At 67.1% G+C, this 23,122-nt stretch carries 21 protein-coding genes; 5 read left to right on the top strand and 16 right to left on the bottom strand.

What is annotated here, in order from left to right; all coding sequences use genetic code 11:
* The coding region (locus tag A3Q7_RS19455) for a sugar phosphate nucleotidyltransferase (protein ID WP_018410767.1) at positions 1 to 656 on the top strand (656 nt) is incomplete at its 5' end.
* 7 nt (positions 657 to 663) lie between these two features.
* Positions 664 to 1,218: a dTDP-4-dehydrorhamnose 3,5-epimerase gene (gene rfbC / locus A3Q7_RS0105030; protein ID WP_026224504.1), complete on the top strand. Its 555-nt coding sequence runs from the start codon at positions 664 to 666 to the stop codon at positions 1,216 to 1,218.
* A 544-nt stretch (positions 1,219 to 1,762) separates the two neighbouring features.
* Here rfbC and ylqF read toward each other — a convergent pair.
* Positions 1,763 to 2,671, bottom strand: a complete 909-nt coding sequence (gene ylqF, locus A3Q7_RS0105025) for a ribosome biogenesis GTPase YlqF (protein ID WP_018410765.1) — start codon at positions 2,669 to 2,671, stop codon at positions 1,763 to 1,765.
* A gap of 140 nt (positions 2,672 to 2,811) precedes the next feature.
* Positions 2,812 to 3,561: a DUF1223 domain-containing protein gene (locus A3Q7_RS20450; protein ID WP_157278100.1), complete on the bottom strand. Its 750-nt coding sequence runs from the start codon at positions 3,559 to 3,561 to the stop codon at positions 2,812 to 2,814.
* Positions 3,562 to 3,862: 301 nt separating this feature from the next.
* On the opposite strand from A3Q7_RS20450, the gene A3Q7_RS0105015 reads away from it, so the two are divergent.
* Entirely contained in the window at positions 3,863 to 4,285 is a 423-nt protein-coding gene (locus tag A3Q7_RS0105015) for a BLUF domain-containing protein (RefSeq protein WP_018410763.1), read from the top strand.
* Positions 4,286 to 4,401: 116 nt separating this feature from the next.
* Here A3Q7_RS0105015 and A3Q7_RS0105010 read toward each other — a convergent pair whose 3' ends face one another.
* From A3Q7_RS0105010 to A3Q7_RS0104985, 6 genes are all read right to left on the bottom strand, one after another.
* Positions 4,402 to 4,815, bottom strand: a complete 414-nt coding sequence (locus tag A3Q7_RS0105010; RefSeq protein ID WP_018410762.1) for a PIN domain-containing protein — start codon at positions 4,813 to 4,815, stop codon at positions 4,402 to 4,404.
* A complete protein-coding gene (locus A3Q7_RS0105005) occupies positions 4,812 to 5,036 on the bottom strand; it encodes an AbrB/MazE/SpoVT family DNA-binding domain-containing protein (RefSeq protein WP_018410761.1) in 225 nt (74 codons plus the stop codon). Before A3Q7_RS0105005 ends, A3Q7_RS0105010 begins: the two co-directional genes overlap by 4 nt.
* A 578-nt stretch (positions 5,037 to 5,614) precedes the next feature.
* Positions 5,615 to 6,388 carry a TIGR01458 family HAD-type hydrolase gene (locus tag A3Q7_RS0105000; RefSeq protein ID WP_018410760.1) on the bottom strand — a complete coding sequence of 258 codons (774 nt, stop codon included), beginning with the start codon at positions 6,386 to 6,388 and terminating at the stop codon, positions 5,615 to 5,617.
* 73 nt (positions 6,389 to 6,461) lie between these two features.
* Entirely contained in the window at positions 6,462 to 7,031 is a 570-nt protein-coding gene (locus A3Q7_RS0104995; protein WP_018410759.1) for an amino acid kinase family protein, read from the bottom strand.
* Between the two features lies 1 nt (position 7,032).
* Positions 7,033 to 8,076: a hydantoinase/oxoprolinase family protein gene (locus A3Q7_RS0104990; RefSeq protein WP_018410758.1), complete on the bottom strand. Its 1,044-nt coding sequence runs from the start codon at positions 8,074 to 8,076 to the stop codon at positions 7,033 to 7,035.
* On the bottom strand, positions 8,073 to 9,080 hold the full coding sequence (locus tag A3Q7_RS0104985) for an ATP-grasp domain-containing protein (protein WP_018410757.1): 1,008 nt from the start codon (positions 9,078 to 9,080) through the stop codon (positions 8,073 to 8,075). Before A3Q7_RS0104985 ends, A3Q7_RS0104990 begins: the two co-directional genes overlap by 4 nt.
* Before the next feature lie 11 nt (positions 9,081 to 9,091).
* Between A3Q7_RS0104985 and A3Q7_RS0104980 the strand changes: the two genes are divergently transcribed.
* Positions 9,092 to 9,769, top strand: a complete 678-nt coding sequence (locus tag A3Q7_RS0104980) for a HisA/HisF-related TIM barrel protein (protein ID WP_018410756.1) — start codon at positions 9,092 to 9,094, stop codon at positions 9,767 to 9,769.
* Positions 9,770 to 9,790: 21 nt separating this feature from the next.
* Here A3Q7_RS0104980 and A3Q7_RS0104975 read toward each other — a convergent pair whose 3' ends face one another.
* Positions 9,791 to 10,978, bottom strand: a complete 1,188-nt coding sequence (locus A3Q7_RS0104975) for an acyltransferase family protein (protein ID WP_018410755.1) — start codon at positions 10,976 to 10,978, stop codon at positions 9,791 to 9,793.
* Between the two features lie 199 nt (positions 10,979 to 11,177).
* Entirely contained in the window at positions 11,178 to 12,029 is an 852-nt protein-coding gene (locus A3Q7_RS0104970; protein ID WP_018410754.1) for a M90 family metallopeptidase, read from the bottom strand.
* A gap of 1,071 nt (positions 12,030 to 13,100) precedes the next feature.
* On the opposite strand from A3Q7_RS0104970, the gene A3Q7_RS20445 reads away from it, so the two are divergent.
* Positions 13,101 to 13,556 (top strand): REP-associated tyrosine transposase, encoded by a 456-nt coding sequence (locus tag A3Q7_RS20445; protein ID WP_077231309.1) that lies wholly within the window; start codon positions 13,101 to 13,103, stop codon positions 13,554 to 13,556.
* A gap of 635 nt (positions 13,557 to 14,191) precedes the next feature.
* Here the strand turns inward: A3Q7_RS20445 and A3Q7_RS0104960 are convergent.
* The 6 genes from A3Q7_RS0104960 to A3Q7_RS0104935 all read right to left on the bottom strand — a co-directional run bounded on the left by A3Q7_RS0104960 (position 14,192) and on the right by A3Q7_RS0104935 (position 23,047).
* Positions 14,192 to 15,181, bottom strand: coding sequence for a 2-hydroxyacid dehydrogenase (locus tag A3Q7_RS0104960; protein ID WP_026224500.1), 990 nt, complete (start codon positions 15,179 to 15,181; stop codon positions 14,192 to 14,194).
* 155 nt (positions 15,182 to 15,336) lie between these two features.
* The gene (locus A3Q7_RS0104955) at positions 15,337 to 16,074 is read right to left on the bottom strand and encodes an SDR family oxidoreductase (protein ID WP_018410751.1); all 738 of its coding nucleotides are present in this window, start codon (positions 16,072 to 16,074) and stop codon (positions 15,337 to 15,339) included.
* A gap of 11 nt (positions 16,075 to 16,085) precedes the next feature.
* Positions 16,086 to 17,621 (bottom strand): efflux transporter outer membrane subunit, encoded by a 1,536-nt coding sequence (locus tag A3Q7_RS0104950; protein ID WP_040570811.1) that lies wholly within the window; start codon positions 17,619 to 17,621, stop codon positions 16,086 to 16,088.
* A gap of 163 nt (positions 17,622 to 17,784) precedes the next feature.
* Positions 17,785 to 20,967, bottom strand: coding sequence for an efflux RND transporter permease subunit (locus A3Q7_RS0104945; protein ID WP_018410749.1), 3,183 nt, complete (start codon positions 20,965 to 20,967; stop codon positions 17,785 to 17,787).
* Between the two features lie 4 nt (positions 20,968 to 20,971).
* Positions 20,972 to 22,174, bottom strand: a complete 1,203-nt coding sequence (locus A3Q7_RS0104940; RefSeq protein WP_018410748.1) for an efflux RND transporter periplasmic adaptor subunit — start codon at positions 22,172 to 22,174, stop codon at positions 20,972 to 20,974.
* A gap of 51 nt (positions 22,175 to 22,225) precedes the next feature.
* Entirely contained in the window at positions 22,226 to 23,047 is an 822-nt protein-coding gene (locus A3Q7_RS0104935; RefSeq protein ID WP_018410747.1) for an alpha/beta hydrolase, read from the bottom strand.
* Positions 23,048 to 23,122 lie beyond the last annotated feature (75 nt).

The raw sequence follows: 23,122 nt of genomic DNA, 5'->3' as shown, positions 1-23,122 counted from the left end.
ACGGACTGGCGCAGGCCTTCATCATTGGCGAGGACTTCATCGGTGGCGCCGCATCGGCGCTGGTGCTCGGTGACAACCTGTTCTACGGCCACGAATTCGCCGACGACCTGAAGGCGGCGAACGCGCGCGAGGGCGGGGCCACGGTGTTCGCCTATCCGGTGCATGACCCGGAGCGCTATGGCGTGGTCGAGTTCGATGCAAGCGGGCGCGCGATCAGCCTGGAAGAGAAGCCTGCGAAGCCGCGCAGCCGCTACGCGGTGACCGGGCTGTACTTCTACGACGGCGAGGCGAGCACGATCGCCAAGGGGCTGAAGCCCTCGCCGCGCGGAGAGCTGGAAATCACCGATCTGAACCGCGTGTATCTGGAACGCGGCAAGCTGGACGTGCAGGTGATGGGGCGCGGGCACGCGTGGCTGGACACCGGCACGCACGACTCGCTGATCGAGGCCGCACAGTTCATCCAGACGCTGGAAAAGAGACAGGGCCTGAAGATATCGTGCCCGGAAGAGATCGCGTGGCGGCAGGGCTGGATCGATGCCGAGCAGTTGAAGAAGATCGCCACGCCGCTGGCCAAGAGCGGCTACGGGCAATACCTGCTGCGCATCATCGAAGACCAGCAAGCCATCTATTGGCGCCATGCCGCCGAGAAAAAGTGAGATGACGATGAAAGTGACCGAAACCGGTATAGCGGGGCTGCTGGTGCTCGAACCGAAGGTGTTCGGGGATGCGCGCGGCTTCTTCATGGAAAGTTTCAATGCGCGCACCTTTGCCGAAGTGACCGGGCTGAGCGGGGTCGAGTTCGTGCAGGACAACCACTCGCGCAGCCAACAGGGCGTGCTGCGCGGGCTGCACTACCAGGTGCGCCAGCCGCAGGGCAAGCTGGTGCGGGTGGCGCAGGGGCGGGTGTTCGACGTGGCGGTCGATCTGCGCCGCGCCTCGCCCACCTTCGGCAAGTGGTACGGGGTGGAACTGAGCGGCGAGAACCACCGGCAGTTCTGGGTACCGGCCGGTTTCGCGCACGGCTTCTACGTGATGAGCGAGAGCGCGGACTTTCTGTACAAGACGACCGACTACTACGCCCCGGAACACGAACGCAGCCTGGCGTGGAACGACGCGACGGTGGGCGTGCACTGGCCGCTGCAGGGCGAGCCGCTGCTGTCGGCCAAGGACCTGGCGGGCAAGCCGCTGGCCGAGTGCGAGGTGTTCGACACGCTGTGAGCGGCGTTCGTGATTCAGGCGAGCGGTTGCGGGAGCGGCCGCTGAGGCGAGCTCGTGGGAGCGGCCTCTGGCCGCGATGCGGCTGACGCGGGTCGCGGGCTTCGTTTGAAGCCGCATCGCGGGGCAAGCCCGCTCCCACCAGACCCGGGCTCCGCTCGTGTTTGTCGCGAGTTCTTGTGGGAGCGGCCTCTGGCCGCGATGCGGTGCATGCGGGTCGCCGGCTTCGTTTCAGGCTGCATCGTGGGCAAGCCCGCTCCCACCAGACCCGGGCGCCGCTCGTGTTTGTCGTGGGTTCTTGTGGGAGCGGCCTCTGGCCGCGATGCGGCTCATGCGGGCCGCCGGCTTCGTTCGAGACTGAATCGCGGGCAAGCCCGCTCCCACAAACCCGGGCTCCGTTCGCGGTCCGTGCGAGCTGTTGTGGGAGCGGCCTCTGGCCGCGATGCGGCGCATGCGGGCCGCGGGGCTTCGTTCGAGGTGGGGTCGCGAGCGGGGCTCGCTCCTACGACAAACTGGCTCCGGTCGTGGGCAGGGCGCGTTTTTGCGCTCAATCCGCCCCGTCACTGGCCATTTCGTCGGCTTTATCGGCTGCCTTCGCTTTCGCCTCGGCCAGCATTTGCGCGCGAGACGCCGGGGTTTCTAGGCTGATGCGGCCGAGCAGGCCGTCGCGGTAGTCCTGCAACAGGGTGAACGAGGCCTTTTCGATGTCGGGTGTGCCGCCCTTGATGCGATAGCCGCGGCGGGCGGCGATGTGCTCGATCACCGACACGCCGTCCATGTCGGGCGTGCAGCCGTAGCGCGCGGTGAGGTAGTGCGGATAGCGCTGCTGCAGCAGGTTGCCGAGGAAGGTGGCGACCTCTTCATCGATGATGGCGTTGCGGCCGATGGCATGGCTGGCGGCGAGCATGAGTCCGTCGCTTTCGTGCTCGATCTTCGGCCACATCAGGCCAGGGGTGTCGTACAGCGTGAGCCGCGGATTCAGGTGGATGCGCTGGATGCTTTTGGTGATGGCCGGTTCGTCGCCGGTGGCGGCCACCTTTTTCTTCACCAGCGCGTTCATCAGCGTGGATTTGCCGACGTTGGGGATGCCCATGATGATGAGGCGCAGCGGCTTGAGGTTGTCGTCGCGGTGCGGCGCCAGCGACTGGGCAAGTTGCGGGATGCGGCTGGCTTCGCCCGGCTTGCGCGCCGAGATGGCGACCGCCTTCGTGTTGGGCAGGCTGTTGAAATGCTTGAGCCACGCTGCGGTCACGTCCGGGTCGGCCAGGTCGGCCTTGTTCAGCAGCTTCAGACAGGGACGGTTCCGGTGCGTGCGTATCGCGTGGATCATCGGATTGCTGCTGGCTTCGGGCAGCCGCGCGTCGAGCACCTCGACCACCACGTCGACCGACTTCATCGCGTCGGTCGCGTGCTTGCGTGCGGCGGTCATGTGACCGGGAAACCACTGGATGGACATGTGAGGCGGCTGCGCGGCGGAAAGCCGCCTATTGTACCGGCCCATGGCGCCGGCCCGCGCGCCGGGGCCGATGCCGGCCTGTCGTCATCGGCCCCGCAGGCGCGGTGCGCAGGGTGTGTGCGGACAGACAGGGAACCGGATCACGAGCCGCACAGCGGCGCGGCGGCGGCGCTGAGGGCCGCACCGGACCGCGCGTCTGCCTGGACGAGCGCGATGCCGAAGCGGCGCCCGGCAGGCGTGGCAGGCAGATCCAACGTGTGTGCGAAGTCCGTCGCGCCGCGACCGGTGTTGAAGGGGCCGATGAACTGCCGCACCACGAAGTCGTGTGTCAGTCGCCGCCCGGTGTTCTCGCCGCCTGTGACCGAACTGGACAGATGCATTTCATACAGGGCGAGATAGAGCGCGCGCGACGGCGGAAGATCGAGCGCCGCACTGATGCGGAGCTGATTGCCGTCGACGGTCTGCTGGATGCGGATGGGCGCTGCCCGCCGGATGCCGGCGTCCGCCAGCGCACCGTCCACCGAAGCGGTTGATCGCCAGCCGCGGAAGTCTGCCCCCGCGATGCGTACCTGCGGCGTGTACACCACGCTGCCGCCTTCCGCGCGCGCCAGGCGTCGTTGTCGTGCCGAATGATCCGGGCTCGAGTAGGGGTCGCGCCAGCCAGGTGAATTCCAGTAATCCACGTGAAAGGCGAGCGCTACGGCGCGTTGTGCGCCGCCAGGTTGCGCGAACGTGGAAAGCCAGGCGTCAGCCGGCGGGCAACTGCTGCAGCCCTCTGAGGTGTACAGCTCGATGACTGGAAGCCAGTCCGCTGCGCTTGCGCATTGACCGGCGTGGGATAGCGGCGAAAGAAGTACGGCGCAGCACAGCACGCCGGTATGGCGAGACATCCACATGAGCAGCTCCCGGTCAGTGTATGACCAGCAGACCGACAAAGCGGGCGGATGCTTACTGGACTGCGCGCCGGATAGCCAATGACTGAGTCCGCCACGATGTTCGTCGCAGGATGCGGGCGGCGATGGGCAACCGCGCCGCGCGTGTATCGCTGTCATGCGGCTGTTGTTGGCGAGCGTGCGCGCGGTGAGAGCGCCTGCCTTCGTGTCGGTTCGTGTGCGGATGCGCAGCCCGGACGGGCGAAACGCCCGGCGATGGATGAGGTCGAAGTCGCAAACCCAGCCCCGGAGCGCCCGCATGCTTGTCCGCCTGATCTATGCCAGCCGTGTCGCGTCCAGCGTCACGCGCGCCGATGTTGACGCCATCCTCGCTTGTTCGCAGCGGAACAACGCCCGTGTTGGCGTGACGGGTGCGCTCTGCTTCACCGGCACCATGTTCCTGCAGTGTCTGGAAGGCGGGCGTCAGGCGGTGAACGAGGTGTATCACCGCATCGCCGGCGATCCACGCCATCGCGATCCGGCCCTTCTCAGCTTCGAGGAGATCGTGGCGCGCGAGTTCGGAGATTGGGCGATGGGTTATGTAGGGCACACGCCGGATAACCGCGCGCTCTTCCTGAAGTATTGCCCGCACGCCGAATTCGATCCGTACGCCATGAGTGCAGCCTCGGTACGGGCTCTGCTGGCGGAATTGCTGGGCGTGGCCCAGTGGCGGGGGAAGTAGGCACGGCGCGTCTGTGCGGGAGCGGCCCCAAGGTCGCGACGCGGCCTATGTCGGCCGCGGGCTTGGTTCGAAGGTGGATCGCGAGCTTTGCTCGCTCCTGCGGAATCTGGACGAGATCACGTCCGGCCGGGTTTGTATGGAAGGCACTCGGTTTCGATGGGCAGCGGCTCGAACTCGGGGTCCTTGTGCACCAGAATTCCAGTCGTCAGTTGTGCGCACGCGGCAATCCACGCATCCGCCAGCGACAGGGCGTAGCGGGCCTTGATCGATGCAGCCGCTTCCAGCATTTCGGGCGTTTCATGCATCCAGACGATGGGCAAGGCCTGGCATTGTTCATAAGCCAATCGACCCGCGGCCTCGCCCTCATCTTTCCAGACCCGGTAGAGCACTTCCATCAAGGTCATGAACGAGGCGGCGCAGTGCGCCTTTTTCTGGCGTGCCTGCGTCAGCAGTGCAGCGACACGGTCTGCGCCCGGTTCATCGTCGCGCAGCGTGAGCAAGGCAGACGTGTCCAGCACGTAGTGCTTCATTCGCGCTCGCGGTCCCGATTGCGTGTTTCGAGCAGGCGCGCCGTTGCGCCGCCCTTGCCCTGTCCGCGAAAAGCCTGCACCGGATCTTCGCAGACCGGGATGACCCGTATGCCACTCTCGTCGACGACCCATTCGAGCCGTTGTGAGGGCGTGAGATTGAAACGACGCCTGATTTCGACTGGAACGACCGTCTGGCCCCGTTCGGTGATGGTGCTACGCATGGCGGTTCCTTTGAATTACGAAATTCTGGTCATGGTAATTCAAGTGAACGGTTTTGGCGTACCGGTTTCGCTGCTGAAGCAGCTCAGGCGCAGGCGGCGGGTCTGTTCGAAAATAGGGTCGCGGGCAAGCCCCGATCCCACGAAACCCCGGCTCTGACGCCTGTTTGAGCGCGCTGTGTTGTGGGAGCGGCCTCTGGCCGCGATGCGGCGTGTGCGGGCCGCGGGCTTCGTTCAAGGCTGCAATCGCGGGCAAGCCCGTTCGCCCTCACCCCCGGCCCCTCTCCCACTGATGTGGGCGAGGGGAGTCGGGCGCCGTCGTCGATGTGACCCTCGCCCGCATCAGCGGGAGAGGGTGGCGCGCGGCGCCGGGTGAGGGTCAGCGGCCTCCACGGGCCGCCGGCCTCATTCGAAGCTGAATCGCGGGCAAGCCCGCTCCCACCAAACCCCGGCTCCGTTCGTGGTCCGGGCGAGCTTTTGTGGGCCTGATAATTTGCTCCGCTCGTGTTTGTCGCGAGCTGCTGTAGGAGCGCCCCCAAGGTCGCGATGTGGCGTCGGTGGGCCGACGGCTTCGTTGAGGGTCAGGGCGGGCTCAGCAGGACATCGGCAAAGGTCTTGAAGTCATCCATGACCGCGTCGGGGCGCATGTCCGGGTCGTTCTCGTCGGCGGGCGAATACTTGCCGGTGCGCACCAGTACCGCGGGGATGCCGAGCGCCTGGGCGCCGCCGATGTCGTCGCGCAGGTCGTCGCCTATCATGATGGCCTGCCCGGCACTCACGCCGGCCAGGTCGAGCGCGGCCTGGAAGAAGGGTGCGGCGGGCTTGCCGGCGATGTCCGCCTTCACGCCGGTGCTGTACTCCAGGCCGGCGACGAAGGCACCCATGTCCAGCGACAGGCCGTCCTCTTCCTTGAAGTGGCGGTTGCGCGCCATGGCGACGAAGGGCAGGCCGCGCATGATGTGACGGAAGGCGATGTTCAGCGTCGGGTAGTCGAAATGCGCACCGGCATCGCCCAGTACGACGGCGTCCGGGGACGTGGCATCCGGACCGACCTCGGCGCGCAGGTCGGGATGCACGATCCACAGCGGATGCAGACCGCGACTGCGCACCAGATTCATCGTTGCGCCGGGGGCGGTGAGCAGTTCTTCGTCGCGCACATCAAGGCCGAGCGCCCGCATTTTCGTCACCAGCGTGCTGCGCGGCGTGCGGGTGGTATTGGTCAGGAAAACGAGTTTCAAGCCGGCTGCGCGCAGCTTTGCCAGGGACTCGTCGGCGCCGGGGATGAGCTGGTCGCCGATGTGCAGCACGCCCGCCAGATCGATCAGCAGGGCTTCAGGAGATGCGGGCAGAGACATGGCGGCACGTCCTCGGATTGTTCACCTGCAGCATAGCAAGACCGGATGGCGATGCTACCGTGGCCGCGCCGCATCATGGATCGAGCGGGTCGGCGTGCACGAGTTCGATCACCACGCCACGGGATGCGGCGAGCACCGGCAGATGGCGATCGACGATGCCCAGGGTGGCCAGTTCGGCGAGCGGACGGTCGGGCACGGCGCAGGATTTCACCAGGCGTGCGCGACCACCCAGCTCGGCCGCAAGCCAGGCGGCGATGCTGTCGGAAGTGACGCTCCAGTCGCGCGGCAGCGCACTGCTGTCGGCGAGTGCGGCATGCGGCAGCCAGATCTGCGCCCGGCCATCCACTTCGCCAGCGGCCAGCCGCGCCATGTCATCCACCGTGGCCAAGGCCGGCTGCAGGTCGGCCAGCAGGCGGCCCACCTGGTCCATCGCCAGCAGCGCCATGCGGTGCGCTGCGTCGTCGGAAAAGCGCCAGCGCGCCTGGGCATCGCGCACCGCGTCGGCAAAGGGCCCGCCGCCCGGCACGACGATGCAGCGCCCGAAGCGGCCGCATGCGATGGCATCGCACCAGCGGCGCAGCCGTCCGTCCTCCGGTTGCGACAGCAGGCTGCCGCCCAGCTTGATGACCAGCGGCGCGCGCATGTCAGGCGATGTCCGCGAGCAGGGCCACGGCGACCGCCGGCGCGCAGGTGGTGGCCGCGTCCTGGCAGTCGCCAGCCAGAGGCGACGATGCACCGCTCGTCATGCAGTCGCCGAGCGTGAGCCACGGTCGTCCCAGCGCAATCGCCAGTCGCTGTGCGACATGGTGACCGGCGCCCGCGCACACCACGGGCGCGTCGACAGGCAGGGCGGCCAGTCCGGGCAGATCGCGGCAGGCGTCGATCAGGGCGCCGGTCTGCGCGTCGGCGAAGCGCGCCGCCAGCGCCCGCCAGTCGTCCATCGATCCTTCGTCCAGATCGCGTCCTATCATGCGCGCCAGCCGGCGTGCGCTGGCCTGTGCGGTCTTGTCGCCGTTGTCGGCCGCGGGGTAGTGGTCGTTGCGTTCGTCGAGTTCGCCCAGCAGGCGCCAGACATCGGCCGTGGTGGCGAAGTGTTCGGCCATCAGGCGGTGCATGCGGCCGCGGAACTCGATGCGCGGCGCCAGCGCCATCAAAGGCGTACGCACCACGCCGGCATAGACCAGCTCGCCCGACATGAGGCGGTCGGCGTCGCTGCGACTCGCCGTGTGCACACCGCGGTCGATCACGATGAGGTCGCTGGTGGTGCTGCCCACATCGACCAGCAGCGCCTGCGGCAGCATGCGCGCGACCCAGTGCGCGGTGGCCAGCCAGTTGGCCGAGGCGATGTCGTCGGCCCAGTCGCGCAGCGCGTCGCCTGCGCCGTCCATCGCCAGCCAGCCGCGGCGCCCGCCATACAGTTTCAGCTCACCTGCGAGCAGAGCTCGCATGTGCCGCGCGATGCCCGCAACGCCGTCGGCGCGCGACGCGAACAGGTCGGTCATTTCGCCTGTCATGGTCAGCGCGTGGCGCGTGTCCGGGCCGAGCCGGCGCAGCGCATCGGCCACCGCCGCGTCGAGCTTGTCCAGCCCCTGCCACAGCGGGCATACGCACTGCACCACGTCGATCACCTGACCGTTGTCGATGCGCGCGGCCTTCACGTGCGCGCCACCGATGTCCCAACCTATCATCCTGTCTCTTTTCCTGTTTCGAGTTGGAGCACGATTTCCCGCGCGCCGCTGCCATCCAGAGAAGGCAAGGTGCCGTGTTCGAGCGCGTCCAGCGTCGCCGCGATCAGATTCAGGCCCAGCCCATCGCGCAAGGCGCAGGCCGACGTGCTCATGCGCGGATTGATCTCAACCACGACCGGTCCGTCCCCGCTTTCGATGAAGTCGACGCCGACCGGTCCGAGCAGCCCCGGCAGCGTGGCGGCGATGCGCGATGCGAGCGCGACGTGGGCGGGCGTGGGCGCGATGGCGCCAACGTCCAGCGCGGCGAGCTTGATGTGCCCGCCATCGCCGGCCTGCAGCCGCTGGCGATTCACCGACAGCACGGCCGCGCGACCGCGCGCGCACAGCAGGTTCATGCTGCATGCCTCGCCGTCCAGCCACGGCTGGGCGATCGCTCCCGGACCGGCGGCCTGCAGCGCCGCGCGGGCGGCCACGTGATCGGCGAGCTTGAGCAGACCTTCGCAGCCGGCGCCGTCATCCGGCTTGACCGCCCACGCGCCGGGCAGGGCTGGCAGGGTGCCGGCATCCCGGTAGTGCGGGATGACCGCGATGCCCGATGCGCGCAATCTTTCCGCGGTGGCTGACTTGGATGCGGCGATCCGGCTGCTTTCGGCATCGCAGCCCAGCAGTCCGCGTCCGGCGCGTTCGACACGGGCGGCCAGCGAAGCGAGCACGTCACCGGTCTCAGGCGCCACCAGCAGTGCGCGGTCGCAACGCACGAGGGCATGATCGAATGCGGCGTTGAACGAGGCTGCGTCGGCGACCGTGATCGTGGTGGCGCCGGGGCGGGGCGGCGGACAGCGCACGTCGTGCAGCAGGATGACTTCGCTGTTCGGCAGCTCCAGCGCATCGCGCAACAGTGCGTCACGCATCATTGCGCCCTCGCGCGTCAGTGACGGCGGCAGCGGTGCTCCGGCCAGGCCGCCGCCGGTGATAAACTCGAATACGAAAATACTTTGATGCATATGGAATTTCTTTGCTGCCAGAACTGATACCGGTCATGGACCTGATGGGCGGATGCGTGGTCCATGCGAAGCGCGGCGATCGCCAAGCTTACCAGCCGCTGCAATCGTCACGCGTGGCCGGCTGTGCGCCGGACGCGGTCGCGGATGCGTTGATCGCGCTGACCTCGGCGCGCCGTCTGTACATCGCCGACCTCGATGCGATCCGCGGTCAGGCGTCGCACGCCGCGGTGGTGGGTGAGTTGGCACGGCGTCATCCCGAGGTGGAGATATGGCTGGACGCCGGCTTCGTCGATGCCGAGGCGGCGCTTGCCGTGTGCCTGGCCAGCGGTGTACGGCCGGTGCTGGGCAGCGAAAGTCTGACCGATCCGGCCGCTTTCCGGTTGCTGGCGGAAGCCGGCCTGCCGGCCGTGCTGTCACTGGATCATCGCAACGGTCAGTTCATGGGCGCCGCCTGGCTGCAGGATCCGGCGGTCTGGCCGGAGCGGGTGATCGCGATGGAACTCGCGCGCGTAGGCTCGGGCGAGGGCCCGGCTCTCGATCTCATGCGCCGACTGAGCGCCTCGCGCCCGGATGTGCAGTGGGTTGCGGCCGGTGGCGTGCGCGGAGCCGACGATCTGGCCGTGCTGGCACGCGAAGGCGTGGCCGCCGTGCTGGTGGCCAGCGCACTGCACGACGGACGCCTGCCGTAGTGCGAACGCCACGAGCGGCGCTTACGAGCGCGGGCTGATCGCCTGTCGAGCGGCGCGGTCGGTGCCAAGCCGACGCCGGATCGACGCGGTCAGTGCGCCGCATCGGTTCATGGCCGGACGTTCGATCAGCCGGAAGGTCAGATAGCTGGTTCCGAGCAACACGGGCACCGCAGCGATCACCGCGAGCCAGTGTCCCTCCGGCGAGTGCGGACCCACGAGCAGGAACCTGAACAGCACGAACAAGGCGATGCCGTGCAGCAGGTAGATGCTGTAGGCCAGCTCGCCCAGAAAGCGGGACGAACGGCTGTGCAGCATGCCGAACAGCGTGCAGCCACCTGCGATCAGCGCAAAGGCGATGCCGAGCAACGCATGCTGGACGATGCCGTGGCTTGAATCGAACAGAAGGAATTCTCCGGCGAGCGCAGCCAGCGCGACAGGCGAGCTGAAGCGGCCTTCGCTGAATCTTACGAAGGCAGGGGTTCTGACGAGAAGCGCCGCAAGCAGTCCCCATGCAAAAGGCATGAGGTGGATGGCTTCCGGCCGCCAGATCCAGAACGCAAGCATGGCCAGCATGCTGGCGATCAGCCATGGCCAGGGCGCGACAGTTCTCGCGCCAAGCGCCAGCAGGGGCAGGGACAGATAGAAGAACCACTCGTAGGGAAGTGACCAGGTCACCCCTGCAACCACGGTCCAGGTCGAACCGGCACCGTTGATGTCGGGGTCCCCAAGTATCGTGAATGAGGCCCAGCGCGCCAGTTCGCCCGCGATCACGTGCGCGCTCTCGTTCATCGTGAACCGGGTCAGGACGAGAACGATCACGACCAGAACGCAGAGCATGAAAAGGTAGAGCGGCGTCAATCTGAGGATTCTGGAAACGAACAGTTGAAGCCAGTCGATGCGGTTTCCTTGCCGGAGGATCTTGGAGAAGAAAAGAAAGCCGGTGATCATGAAGAACATGGCCACGCTGGCCTGCCCGAAATTGGCATACAGATTGGATGGCGGCTCCTGCCAGACACCTGCCTGCAGGTAGAAGTACCAGACGCAGGCGTGATGAAGGAATACGAAGAAAGCCAGATAGCCCCGCAATCCGTCGATCGATGCGTAGCGGCCATCGGTGGAGGGCGGCTCGAAACGCAGGGACAACGCATAGGCCGTCGCGATTGCGGCGAAGAGTGCAAGCAGCGGGGGAAGCCAGCTGACCGGATTCATGTCAGTTCGTTGCCGTGTCGTTCGGCGGAGGGGCGTGGGGACTGTGGCGCGGACGCATGGCCGGACGCGCTGCACAGCGGGCGATGATATCTAAAGTCGCTGCCCGGGCGGTGTGCGTTACCGGGTCAGCGGCGTGTCATTTCGCACGGATGCGGCGGGAAAGCACGGAACGGCGGATGCCGCCCGCTACCCGACCGATTCAATGCCAACTGAGCGGGTCGACGTGGTAGTAGCCCGCGAGCTCGCGATAGACCGCGGGCATGGCGCGCGCGAGGTGATCCGGGCGCTCGAAGAAGTTTTCGGTGGCCACCGCGAAGAACTCGGCCGGGCTGTGCAGCGCGTAGGGGTCCAGCGTCGGCACCTCATTTGCCAGGACCTGCTGATGCAGCAGCGCGTAGGCCGCACCCATGGTTGCGGCCCAGCGCGCCACGCGTTTCGCGCCGACGCGCGAAGGTGCGCCGTTGGCCGCGCCCTTGCGCTGGTCGAGCTGATGTGCGAATTCGTGCAGCACGACATTGTGACCGTCATCCGGATCCGCCGCACCCGCCAGCACCGCGTCCCAGGCCAGCACCACCTGCCCGCGCGAAGACGATTCGCCCAGATGGATGCGTGGCGCGACGTGTTCGACGCCTGCCGCATCCACGTCCGGCCGCGTCACGGCGAAGGCGCCGGGATAGACCAGGACTTCGCGCACATCGTCGAAACAGCCGGGCCCGCGGCGTACCGACAGCAGGCTGGCCTGTGCCGCGATCAGCACCTTCATCTCTTCGCTGATTGCGAGGCCGTCTGCACCGATGAAGCGCTTTTCGGCGACGAAGATGAGGATGTGCCGGCGCAGGATGTCCTGGATGTCGGCGGGCAGGCGGCGCCATGCCGGCATGGCGGTCTGCAGCATGCGGCGCCACGCCGGCGGGAAAGGTGCGGCCGCGATGCGCGCGCGACGCCAGCGGCTGCGCAGCGATGCCGATGCGGTCCACAGGGCGAAGCCCATCGCAAGCGCGATGAACACGGTCAGGGCGATCAGTGAGCCGGCATTCTGCATGGCCCACATGTCAGGTCAGGCGCCCCCGGTTTCAAGACCCCCCGCGCAGGAGCGGCCCCAGGTCGCGACGCGGCGTACGCCGGCCGCGGGCTTCGTTCGAGGGTGTGGTCGCGAGCGGGGCTCGCTCCTACGAAATCCTGGCTCAGTTCGTGGTTTGGGCGGGCTGTTGTAGGAGCGACCCAAAGGTCGCGACGCGGCGTGCGCTGGCCGCGGGCTTCGTTCGAGGGTGGGGTCGCGAGCGGGGCTCGCTCCTACGAAAAGGCCGCGCTCCATTCGTGGTCGGGGCGCGCTTTGGTAGGAGCGACCCAAAGGTCGCGACGCGGCGTATGCCGGCCGCGGGCTTCGTTCGAGGGTGGGGTCGCGAGCGGGGCTCGCTCCTAGAAAGGCCGCGCTCCATTCGTTGGTCGGCGCGCCGCGCTTTGGTATAGGAGCGACCCCCAAAGGGTCCGCGACGCGGCGTATGCGCGGCCGCGGGCGCGCGCTTCGTTCGAGGTGCGGTCGCGGCGAGCGCGGGCCTCGCTCCTACGAAAGGCCGCGCTCCATTCCGTGGTCGGGGCGCCGCTTGTGGCGGGTAGAGCGAGCTCAAAGGTCCGCGACGCCGGCCGTACGCCGGCCGCGGGCTTCGTTCGAGGGTGGGGTCGCGAGCGGGGCTCGCTCCTACGAAATCCTGGCTCCGTTCGTGGTTGGGCGGTGCTCGTTGTAGGAGTCGACCCAAAGGCTCGCGACCGCGGCGTGCGCTGGCCGCGGGCTTCGTTCGAGGGTGGGGTCGCGAGCGGGGCTCGCTCCTACGAAAAGGCCGCGCTCCATTCGTGGTCGGGGCGCGCTTTGGTAGGAGCGACCCAAAGGTCGCGACGCGGCGTACGCCAGCCGCGGGCTTCGTTCGAGGGTGGGGTCGCGAGCGGGGCTCGCTCCTACGAAATCCTGGCTCCGTTCGTGGTTTGGGCGGGCTGTTGTAGGAGCGACCCAAAGGTCGCGACGCGGCGTGCGCTGGCCGCGGGCTTCGTTCGAGGGCGGCGTCGCGAGCGGGGCTCGTTCGTGTATGTCGATACCGAAGGATGTGGTTTAAATTATGATGTAGGAATGAAGAAGTCAGGTCATCGCCGCCTGCGCATCGGCCGGACATCAATTGCCGGATGTGCCTATCTGATCACGACCGTTACGCGGAACCGGCTTCCCTTCTTTCTTGATCTGCGTACCGCGCGAGTTGTTATCCGCGTAATGCGGGAGGCTGACAACAGAGGTGATGCGCGAACTCTGGCGTATGTGCTGATGCCGGATCATCTTCATTGGCTCATGGTTCTGGGCGAAAACCGGTCGTTGTCACGTGTGGTGCAGTCGGTAAAAGCCTCGAGCGCCCGGAAGGTCGGTACAGCACTTTGGCAACGAGGATTTCATGACCGGGCAGTGCGCAAGGAGAACGACCTTCTGCATATGGCGCGTTATGTCGTGGCAAATCCTCTGCGCAAAGGTCTGGTCGATCACGTGGGCGGCTATTCACACTGGGATGCCGTCTGGTTGAAGGACACTCCGGAATGACGGGCCGCGGGCTTCGTTCGAGGGTGGGGTCGCGAGCGGGGCTCGCTCCTACGAAAAGGCCGCGCTCCATTCGTGGTCGGGGCGCCGCTTTGGTAGGAGCGACCCAACGGTCGCGACGCGGCGTGTGCCGGCCGCGGGCTTCGTTCGCGGGTGGGGGTCGCGAGCGGGGCTCGCTCCTGCGAAATCCTGGCTCCGTTCGTGGGTTTGGGCGGGCTGTTCAGGGAGCGACCCAACGGTCGCGACGCGGCCGTGTGCCGGCGCGCGCCTCCGGTCCGCGGCTCGTTCGCGGGTGGGGTCGCGAGCGGGGCTCGCTCCTGCGAAATCCTGGCTCCGTTCGTGGTTTGGGCGGGCTGTTGTAGGAGCGACCCAACGGTCGCGACGCGGCGTACGCCGGCCGCGGGCTTCGTTCGAGGGTGGGGTCGCGAGCGGGGCTCGCTCCTGCGAAATCCTGGCTCCGTTCGTGGTTTGGGCAGGCTGTTGCAGGAGCGACCCAAAGGTCGCGACGCGGCGTACGCCGGCCGCGGGCTTCGTTCGAGGGTGGGGTTGCGAGCGGGGCTCGCTCCTGCGAAAGGTCGCGCTCCATTCGTAGGCGGGGCGCGCTTCTGCAGGAGCGACCCCAAGGTCGCGATGCGGCGCTACACGGCGGCGGCGAGCACTTCGGGGTTCACCGGCGTGGGCGGTGTGCCGCCGGTCAGGGCTGCGATCAGGTTGTCGGCGGCGAGGTTGGCCATGGCGCGGCGGGTGTCGCCGGTGGCGCTCGCGATGTGCGGCGTGAGCACGATGTTCGGCACGTCGAGCAGGGCGGCGTTCACCTTGGGTTCGCCTTCGTACACATCGAGCGCGGCGGCGGCGATGCGGCGCTGCTTGAGCGCCTCGGCCAGCGCTGCGTCATCGACCACGCCGCCGCGCGCGATATTGGTGAGGGTGGCCGTCGGCTTCATCAGCGCCAGTTCGTCGGCGCCGATGATGTGATGCACGGCGGCCGAGTAGGGGACCACCACGATCAGGTGATCGGCCTGCTTCATGAGTGTGCTCTTGTCCACCCAGCGGGCGCCGAGCGGATCGGCGATGTCGGCCGGCAGCGGATTGCGGTTGTGGTAGATCACCTTCATGCCGAAGCCGAGTGCGCCGCGCCGGGCGATGGCCTGGCCGATGCGGCCCATGCCCAGTATGCCCAGCGTCTTGCCGTGGATGTCCTGCCCATTCATCAGCGAGTAGGTCCAGTGCGTCCATTCTCCGGCGCGCAGGAAGCGCTCGCTTTCAGTGATGCGGCGGGCGGCCGCCATCATGAGACCGAAACCGAAATCCGCGGTGGATTCGGTCAGCACATCGGGCGTGTTGGTGACCAAGATGCCGTGTTCGGTGCAGGCCATGACATCGATGTTGTTGTAGCCGACCGCCATCGTGCTGACCACCGCAAGGTCGGTGCAACAGCCTATCAGCTCGGCGTCGAAGCGCTCGTTCGAGGTGATGAAAACGCCTGCCTTGCCCTTGAGGCGCGCGCACAGTTCGCGCCGGTCGAGCAGGCGATCCTCCTGGTTGGCATCGACATCGAAGTGTTCCTGCAGGCGGGTGAGCAGTTCGGGCAGGACGTAACGGGCGACGAGAATTTCGGGACGCGGCACGACGGACTCCAGTGAAACGGGATTCATTTCGAATCTATCGCGATGCGGCCGCTCTGCGAATCCGGCTGCGCCCAAGTGTGCCGCTGTGCCGCCCAGCACACTTGGGTCGCATGCGATTCTGTACCGTCACAGAGCCGGATTTCGTCGGTGACGGATCACCACGGCAGCGCTTCGCCAAGATGGAAGTAACCGCCGGTCGGCCCGTCCGCCGGAAGCGTGGCGAGCTGCACGCTGGTCTTGCCGCCATCGGCCAGATCCATCGGCGCATTCGGCCCGCCCATATCGGTTTTCACCCAGCCCGGATGCGCCGAATTCACCTTGATCGGCGTGTCCTTCAGTTCCGCGGCCAGATGCACGGTGAAGGCATTCAGCGCGGTTTTCGACGCGTTGTAGGCCAGTTCCTTGGCCGGGCCGATCGGCGAATCCGGGGCGCTGTGTGCGCCGAGCGATCCGAGGATGGAGGACAGGTTCACGATGCGGCCGGCGGGGGCCTTGCGGATGAGGGGCAGCAAGGTCTGGGTCAGTTCGATCACCGCGAAGAAATTGATGTCGAAGGTGCGGCGCAGTACATCCTGCGAAACCGTGCTCGCATTGGGCGCGAAGAAGTCGGCGAGAGCAATGCCTGCGTTGTTGACCAGGATGTCGAGTCGACCGTAGGCGCGCTCGAAATGATCGCGGATGCTTGCGAAACTGGCCGGTTTTTCGGCGTCGAAGTGGATGGCCGAGGCGTGGATGCCTTCCGCACGCAAGGCGGCGACCGCTTCTTCGCCCTTGTCCGGGTCGCGCACGCCTATCACCACGTCGATACCGAGCTTGCCGAGGCCACGCGCGGTTTCCAGTCCGATGCCGCGATTGCCGCCGGTGATGAAAGCGACCTTCTGCGATGTGTTCATCTGCAATCTCCTTACTCGGTGACTTGAACGTTGGAATACAGGCGCACGTCCGGGCCTGTGTCGGATGAAGCGATCGGTGGCGCGACATCCCATCCGCCCCCCAATGCACGGATAAGACCGACGGCGGCACGTGCCCGTTCGCCTTCGAGCTGGGTGGCGACCCGGCGCTGCAGAAGCACGCTGCGGTCGGCATCGATCACGTCAAGCTGGCTGATGGAGCCTTCGCGATAGCGGATCTGCGACAGTTCCGCCGCGCGAGCGGCCGCGTTCACGGCTTCGCCCTGAGTGCGCGTCTGTTCGGCCAGTATGCGCAGCGCCGCCAGTTGGTCTTCGACATCACGGAAGGCGGTCAGCACGGTCTGCCGGTAGTTCGCCACTTCCTCATCCCAGACCGCGCGGGCGCGCTGCAGACCGGCTTCGCGCGCACCGCCATCGAACACGGGCAGCGTGAGCGCCGTGCCGACCAGCGGGCCGAGCACGAAGGCGCGCGTGCTCCACTGGAACAGATTGCCCAGTTCGGACGACTCGTAACCGAGCGCACCGGTGAGGTTGAGGCGCGGGAACCACGCGGCCTGCGCGATGCCGACGCGCGCATTCGCCGCCGCCATGGCGCGCTCGGCGGCCGCGATGTCGGGCCGGCGTTCGAGCAGCGCCGACGGCAGCCCTGCCGGCACCGCGAGGGTCACGGACTGCAGCGGCTGCGGCGCCAGCGAGAAGTCGGCCGGCGAGCGCCCCAGAAGCAGGGCCAGCGCGTGTTCGGCATTGGCACGACGACGTGCGATGCCCAGCGATTCGGACTGCGCGGACGCCAGTTCGGTTTTCGCGCGCGCCAGTTCCAGCTCGCTCACATCGCCTTCGTCATAGCGCCGCTGCATCAGCCGCAGCGTGTCGCTGCGCAACTGCACGGTGCTGGCGTAAAGCGCCTGTTCCGCGTCCAGTTCGCCGATCAGGAAATAGGTCTGCGCAACGTCGGCCTGCAAGGCGAGCAGCACCGACCGGAACAGGGCTTCGCGCTGCTGTGCGGTGAAGCTGGCGGCGTCGACAGCGGCCGCCACGCGGCCGAACAGGTCGACTTCGTAGGCAACGGTGGCCTGCGCGCGCCACAAGGTGACGGCATTGCCTTCGGCACCGTCATCGGCGCCGGTCGCGGCGGGCGACTGGCGCTGACGGGTGGGGCCGAAACCGAGCCCGATCTGCGGCGATTGCTGCGACCGTGCGTCGCGCACCAGCGCACGCGCCTGATTGAGGCGCGCTGCCGCCGCCCTGAGGTCCTGGTTGGCATCCATGGCCTGGGCAACCAGCGTGTTCAGGCGACCGTCGCCGAATACGGTCCACCATGCGCCGCGCGCCAGCTCTTCCGACGGCTGCGCCGGCTTCCAGTCGGCATTGCCGGCGGGCGCCTCCTTGAAGGCGACCGGCGTGTCGACCGCCGGGCGCTCGTAGGTCTGCATCACCGAGCAGCCAGCCAGCACCAGCAGGCTGGACAGCAGCACGGCTCCGGTGCGCAGCGGGTGGCAGGCAGCGCTGGCAGCGCGCCTGCTCGCGATGCGCCGGTCGCGCGAGCGGTCCTGTTGCAATGGCTGCAATCGCGACCAGAGGTCGCTCCCACGGCTTGCCGGCGCGGAATCAGCGAGTGCGAGCCTGCTCGCGACGGCCGCATCGAACGGGGCCGCGTTTGTATTGGATGGGATTCTCATGTCCATACTCCGATCAGTGGGCAGCGGCTGCCACATCGGGCAGCGGCGTGTGGCCGGCATGGGTGAGCTTGCGGCCGGAGGCCTTGCGCAGCAGCACGTAGAACACCGGTGTCAGGAAGAGGCCGAAGAAGGTGACGCCGAGCATGCCGGAGAACACCGCCACGCCCATGGCATGACGCATTTCCGAGCCGGCGCCGGACGAGGTGACCAGCGGCACCACGCCCATGATGAAGGCGATGGAGGTCATCAGGATGGGACGCAGTCGCAGCCGGCTGGCTTCGATCGCGGCCTCGACGATGCCGTGTCCGCGCAGTTCCAGTTCGCGCGCGAATTCGACGATGAGGATGGCGTTCTTCGCCGACAGCCCGACCAGCACCATCAGGCCGATCTGCGTGAAGATGTTGTTGTCGCCGGCGGTGAGCCATACGCCAGCCAGTGCCGCCAGGATGCTCATCGGCACGATGAGGATGACCGCCAGCGGCAGGGTGAGGCTTTCGTACTGCGCGGCGAGCACCAGGAACACCAGCAGCACGCTGATCGGGAACACCCACACCCCGGCGTTGCCGGCCAGTATTTTCTGGTAGATGAGGTCGGTCCATTCGTACTTCACCCCGCGCGGCAACACCTCGGCGGCGATGCGTTCCGCGGCGGCCTGCGCCTGGTCCGACGAATAGCCCGGCGCCGGCCCGCCGTTGATGTCGGCCGCCGTGTAGCCGTTGTAGCGCACCACCATTTCCGGACCGAAGCTCTGTTTCACCTTCACCAGCGAGGACAGCGGCACCATGTCGCCGTTGGCATTGCGCGTCTTCAGCGCCAGGATGTCCGCGGCTTCCGCGCGGAAGGGTGCGTCGGCCTGGGCACGCACCTGATAGACCCGGCCGAAGCGGTTGAAGTCATTCACGTACAGCGAGCCGAGGTAGATCTGCATGGTGTCGAACACGTCGGTGATGCCGACTCCGAGTTGCTTGGCCTTCACGCGGTCGAGGTCGACATCGAGCTGCGGCACGTTGATCTGGTAGCTGGAGAAGGTGGGACCCAGTTCCGGCGCCTTGGCTGCTGCCGCAATGAAGGCCTCCTTCGCCGCGTCCAGTTCGGCATAGCCGATTGCGCCGCGGTCCTGCAACTGCAGCTTGAAGCCGCCCAGCGTGCCCAGACCCATGACCGGCGGCGGCGGGAATACCGCGATATAGGCGTCCGGAATGCTGGCGAACTGCTTGTTCAGCGACGCGGCGATGGCGCCGGCCGACAGTTCCGGGCTCCTGCGTTCGGCGAAGGGCTTGAGCGTGGCGAACACGATGCCGGCGCTCGAACTGTTGGTGAAGCCATTGATGGACAGTCCGGGGAAGGCCACCGCGCTTTCCACGCCCGGCTGCGCCAGCGCGATTTCGCCCATGCGGCGGATCACGTCCTCGGTGCGATCGAGCGATGCGCCCGCGGGAAGCTGCGTGAAGCTGATGAGGTACTGCTTGTCCTGCGCCGGCACGAAGCCGCCGGGCACCAGATACGACAGGCCGACCGTCGCGCCGATGAGCAGTGCATACACGCCCATGGCCGTGCCCTTGTGCCGGATCACGCCATGCACGCCGCGACCGTAGCTTTCCGAACTGCGGTTGAAGAAGCGGTTGAAGCGCGCGAAGAATCCGCCGAGCACGCGGTTCATGACGCGAGTCAGTGCATCCGGCTTCGCGTCGTGTCCCTTCAGCAGCATGGCGGCCAGCGCCGGCGACAAGGTCAGCGAGTTGAACGCCGAAATGACGGTGGAAATCGCGATGGTCATCGCGAACTGCTTGTAGAACTGTCCGGTCAGGCCGGTCATGAAAGCCAGCGGCACGAACACCGCCACCAGCGTGAGCGCGATCGCGATGATGGGGCCGCTCACTTCCTGCATCGCGCGATAGGTCGCTTCGCGCGCCGACAGGCCGGCGGCGATGTTGCGCTCGACGTTCTCGACCACCACGATGGCGTCATCCACCACGATGCCGATGGCGAGCACCATGCCGAACAGCGACAGCGCGTTGATCGAGTAGCCGAAACCCAGCATGAGCGAGAAAGTGCCGACGATGGATACCGGCACCGCCAGCAGCGGGATGACGGATGCGCGCCAGGTCTGCAGGAACACGATGACCACCAGCACCACCAGCGCGATGGCTTCCAGCAGCGTCGTGATGACCGCCTTGATCGACGCGCGCACGAACTGCGTCGGGTCATAGACGATGCGGTACTCGACCGAGGGCGGGAAGTCCTTGGCCAGTTCGGCCATGGTTTCGCGCACTGCCGCCGACACGTCGAGCGCATTCGCGCCCGGTGCCTGACGAATCGGCAGCGCGACCGCCGGCTTGTTGTCGAGCAGCGCGCGCAAGCCGTATTCCGATGCGGCCAGTTCCACCCGCGCGACGTCGGCCAGGCGCGTGACACTGCCATCGGGCGAGGACTTCAGGATGATGTCGGCGAACTCTTCCTCGCTCTGCAGGCGCCCCTGCGCATTGACCGACAACTGCAGCGGCACGTCGCGCCCGCTGGGGGATGCGCCGATCACGCCGGCCGCCACCTGCACGTTCTGCTCGCGTATCGCGCGCACCACGTCGGTGGCGGTCATGCCGCGCTGGGCCACCTTCTGCGGATCCAGCCACACGCGCATGGCGTAATTGCCGGCGCCGAACAGGCCGACTTCGCCCACGCCCTTGATGCGCGCCAGGCGGTCCTTCACGTTGATCACCGCATAGTTGCGCAGATAGGTGGTGTCGTAGCGGTCGTCCGGCGAAATCAGGTGCACCACCATGGTGAGCGTGGGCGAGCTCTTGAGCGTGGTCACGCCCAGTCGCTGCACGTCCTCAGGCAGCCGCGGCATGGCCTGGGCGACGCGGTTCTGCACCAGTTGCTGTGCCTTGTCCGGATCCATGCCGAGGTTGAAGTACACGGTCAGCGTGAGGTTGCCGTCGCTGTTCGCCTGCGACTGCATGTACAGCATGTCCTCCACGCCATTGATCGCCTCTTCCAGCGGCGACGCCACGGTTTCCGCGATCACCTTGGGGTTGGCGCCCGGGAACTGGGCGCGCACGACGACCGAGGGCGGCACCACTTCCGGATATTCGGAAATCGGAAGCTGGAACAGCGACAGCGCGCCGGCCAGCAGGATGATGACCGACAGCACCCCTGCGAAGATGGGTCGGTCGATGAAGAATCGGGATATGTTCATGACATCAGGCCTTCACGACGGGCTTGGAACGGGGCGGCTGGGCTGGTCCATCGACCAGTGCTTCCCGGTTCATCGGGACATCCTTGGGCGATACCGTGTCGCCCGGACGGGTACGCTGCAGGCCGCTCACGACGATGCGCTCGCCGCCGGCCAGCCCGCTTTCGATCACGCGCAGACCGTTCTGGCGCGCGCCGAGACGCACTTCGCGGTAGGCGGTGCGGTTGTCGTGGTCGACCACCAGCACGAAGCGCTTGTCCTGGTCGGTACCGATCGCGCGTTCGTCTATCAGCACCGCTTCGCGCGGCGAACCGCCGCCGAGCCGGATGCGCGCATAGAGGCCGGGCAACAGCCGGCCGTCGGCGTTGTCGAACACGGCGCGCACGCGGATGGTGCCGGACGAGGTATCCAGACGGTTGTCCACCGAGGAGATGCCGCCGCGGCGCGAATAGCCATCTTCGTCGGCCAGCCCCAGATAGACCGGAACCGCTTCGGATTTCGTGCGCTGGGCCGGATTCACGTACTTCAGGAAGCTCTGTTCATCGACATCGAAGGCCGCGTAGATGCGATCCACCGACACCAGCGTGGTCAGCGGCGGCGTGCCGGCACCGGCGGCGACGATATTGCCTACCGTCACTTCGGCACGCGATATGCGTCCGGCTACCGGCGCGACGATGCGGGTGTATTCGAGATTGAGCCGGGCCGAAGTCAGCGCGGCTTGTGCCGCCTGCACCTGGGCATCGGCTTCGCGTGCGGCGTTCTGCTTCTCGTCCAGATCGCGTTTGGCGATCGCGTTGTCGGCAGCGAGGCGCTGGCCGCGCGCGAGCTCGGTTGCCGCGTAGGCCGCGCGTGTCTGGGCGGCGGCAAGCTGCGCCTGCGCACGGTCCACCTCCGCGGCATAGGGCCGCGGATCGATGGTGAACAGCACGTCGCCCTTCTTCACGTAGGCACCGTCGTGAAAATGAACGGCGGTCAGCGTGCCGGAAACCAGCGGCCGGATATCCACGCGGTCCACCGCTTCCAGCCGGCCGGAATAGTCCTGCCAGTCGATGATGGTCTGCGGCTTCACTTCGGCCACTTCGACCGTCGGCGCGGCGGGTGCCGCGCTCTGCGGCGCATCGGCCTGCGCGCGCATGACGGCCAGGCCGCCACCGGCGAGCGCGGCGATCATCAGGAGGGCGAGGGTGGTGCGCTTGTAGGGGAGTGACATGGCGTTTTTCCTCGAGAGATTGATTGGGCAGGAGGGTTGTCGGGGCCGGGGTCAGGGGCGTTCGGAGAGGGCGAGGTCGGTGCACGCGCCGAGCCGGCAGCGCAGGAACTGCAGCACGCATTCGCGCAGCAGCGGATGCGCGCTCAGCGCCGCCGGGGCCACGCCGGCATAGCGTTCGACCTGGGTGTGCACGCCAGCCGCTATGAGCGCATTCGCGTAGCGCTCGCCCTCGCCGTGCAGCAGATCGCGCTCGGCGGTGGCGATGTAGGCGGCGGGCAGACTGGCCTGGCGGCAGGACTCGAGCGGCGCGGCGTAGGGGTGCAGCCGTTGCGCGAGCAGCGGCAGATACTTGCGATAACTGTCGGCGAAGTCCTCCGCGCGGACATCGTCCGGCGTCTTCAAAGATCCACTCAGCGTCATGCTGGGATCGAGCATCGGACCGATGAGCACCTGCGCGGCAAGGTCGACCTCGCCGCGATCGCGTGCGATCAGCGCCAGGGACGCGGCAAGATTGCCGCCGGCTTCCTCTCCGGCGACCGCGACGCGCAGATCGTCGGCGCCCAGCGTGGCGGCATGGGCTGTGGCCCAGCACAGTGCGGCATAGGCGTCCTCGGGCGCCGCGGGAAAGGGATGGTCGGGCGCGAGCGCGTAATCCACCGATACGACGACGGCGGGCACACCCAGCGCGAGGTGCCGTGCCATCGCATCGGCGTCGTCCAGCGTTCCGCCGACGAAGCGCCCGCCGTGCAGATAGAGCACCAGCGGCCGCAGCGTGTCGGCTTCGGGCTGGTACAGCCGCAAGGGCAGCCGGCCGTTGGGGCCGGCAATGTCCAGATTGCGGATATGCAGGGTGTCGGTGTGAGTGCTTTTCATCGGTCATCGCCTGGTGACGTGACCGCATTTTCGGTGTTAGCCTTGGATGGATAAACTAGGGTGATCTGATAACAC

The sequence above is a fragment of the Methyloversatilis thermotolerans genome (genome assembly GCF_000372885.1).
Lineage (GTDB): Bacteria > Pseudomonadota > Gammaproteobacteria > Burkholderiales > Rhodocyclaceae > Methyloversatilis > Methyloversatilis thermotolerans.
The sequence above is the reverse complement of the archived record's forward strand: the minus strand, read 5'-3'. Positions and strand labels throughout refer to the sequence as shown.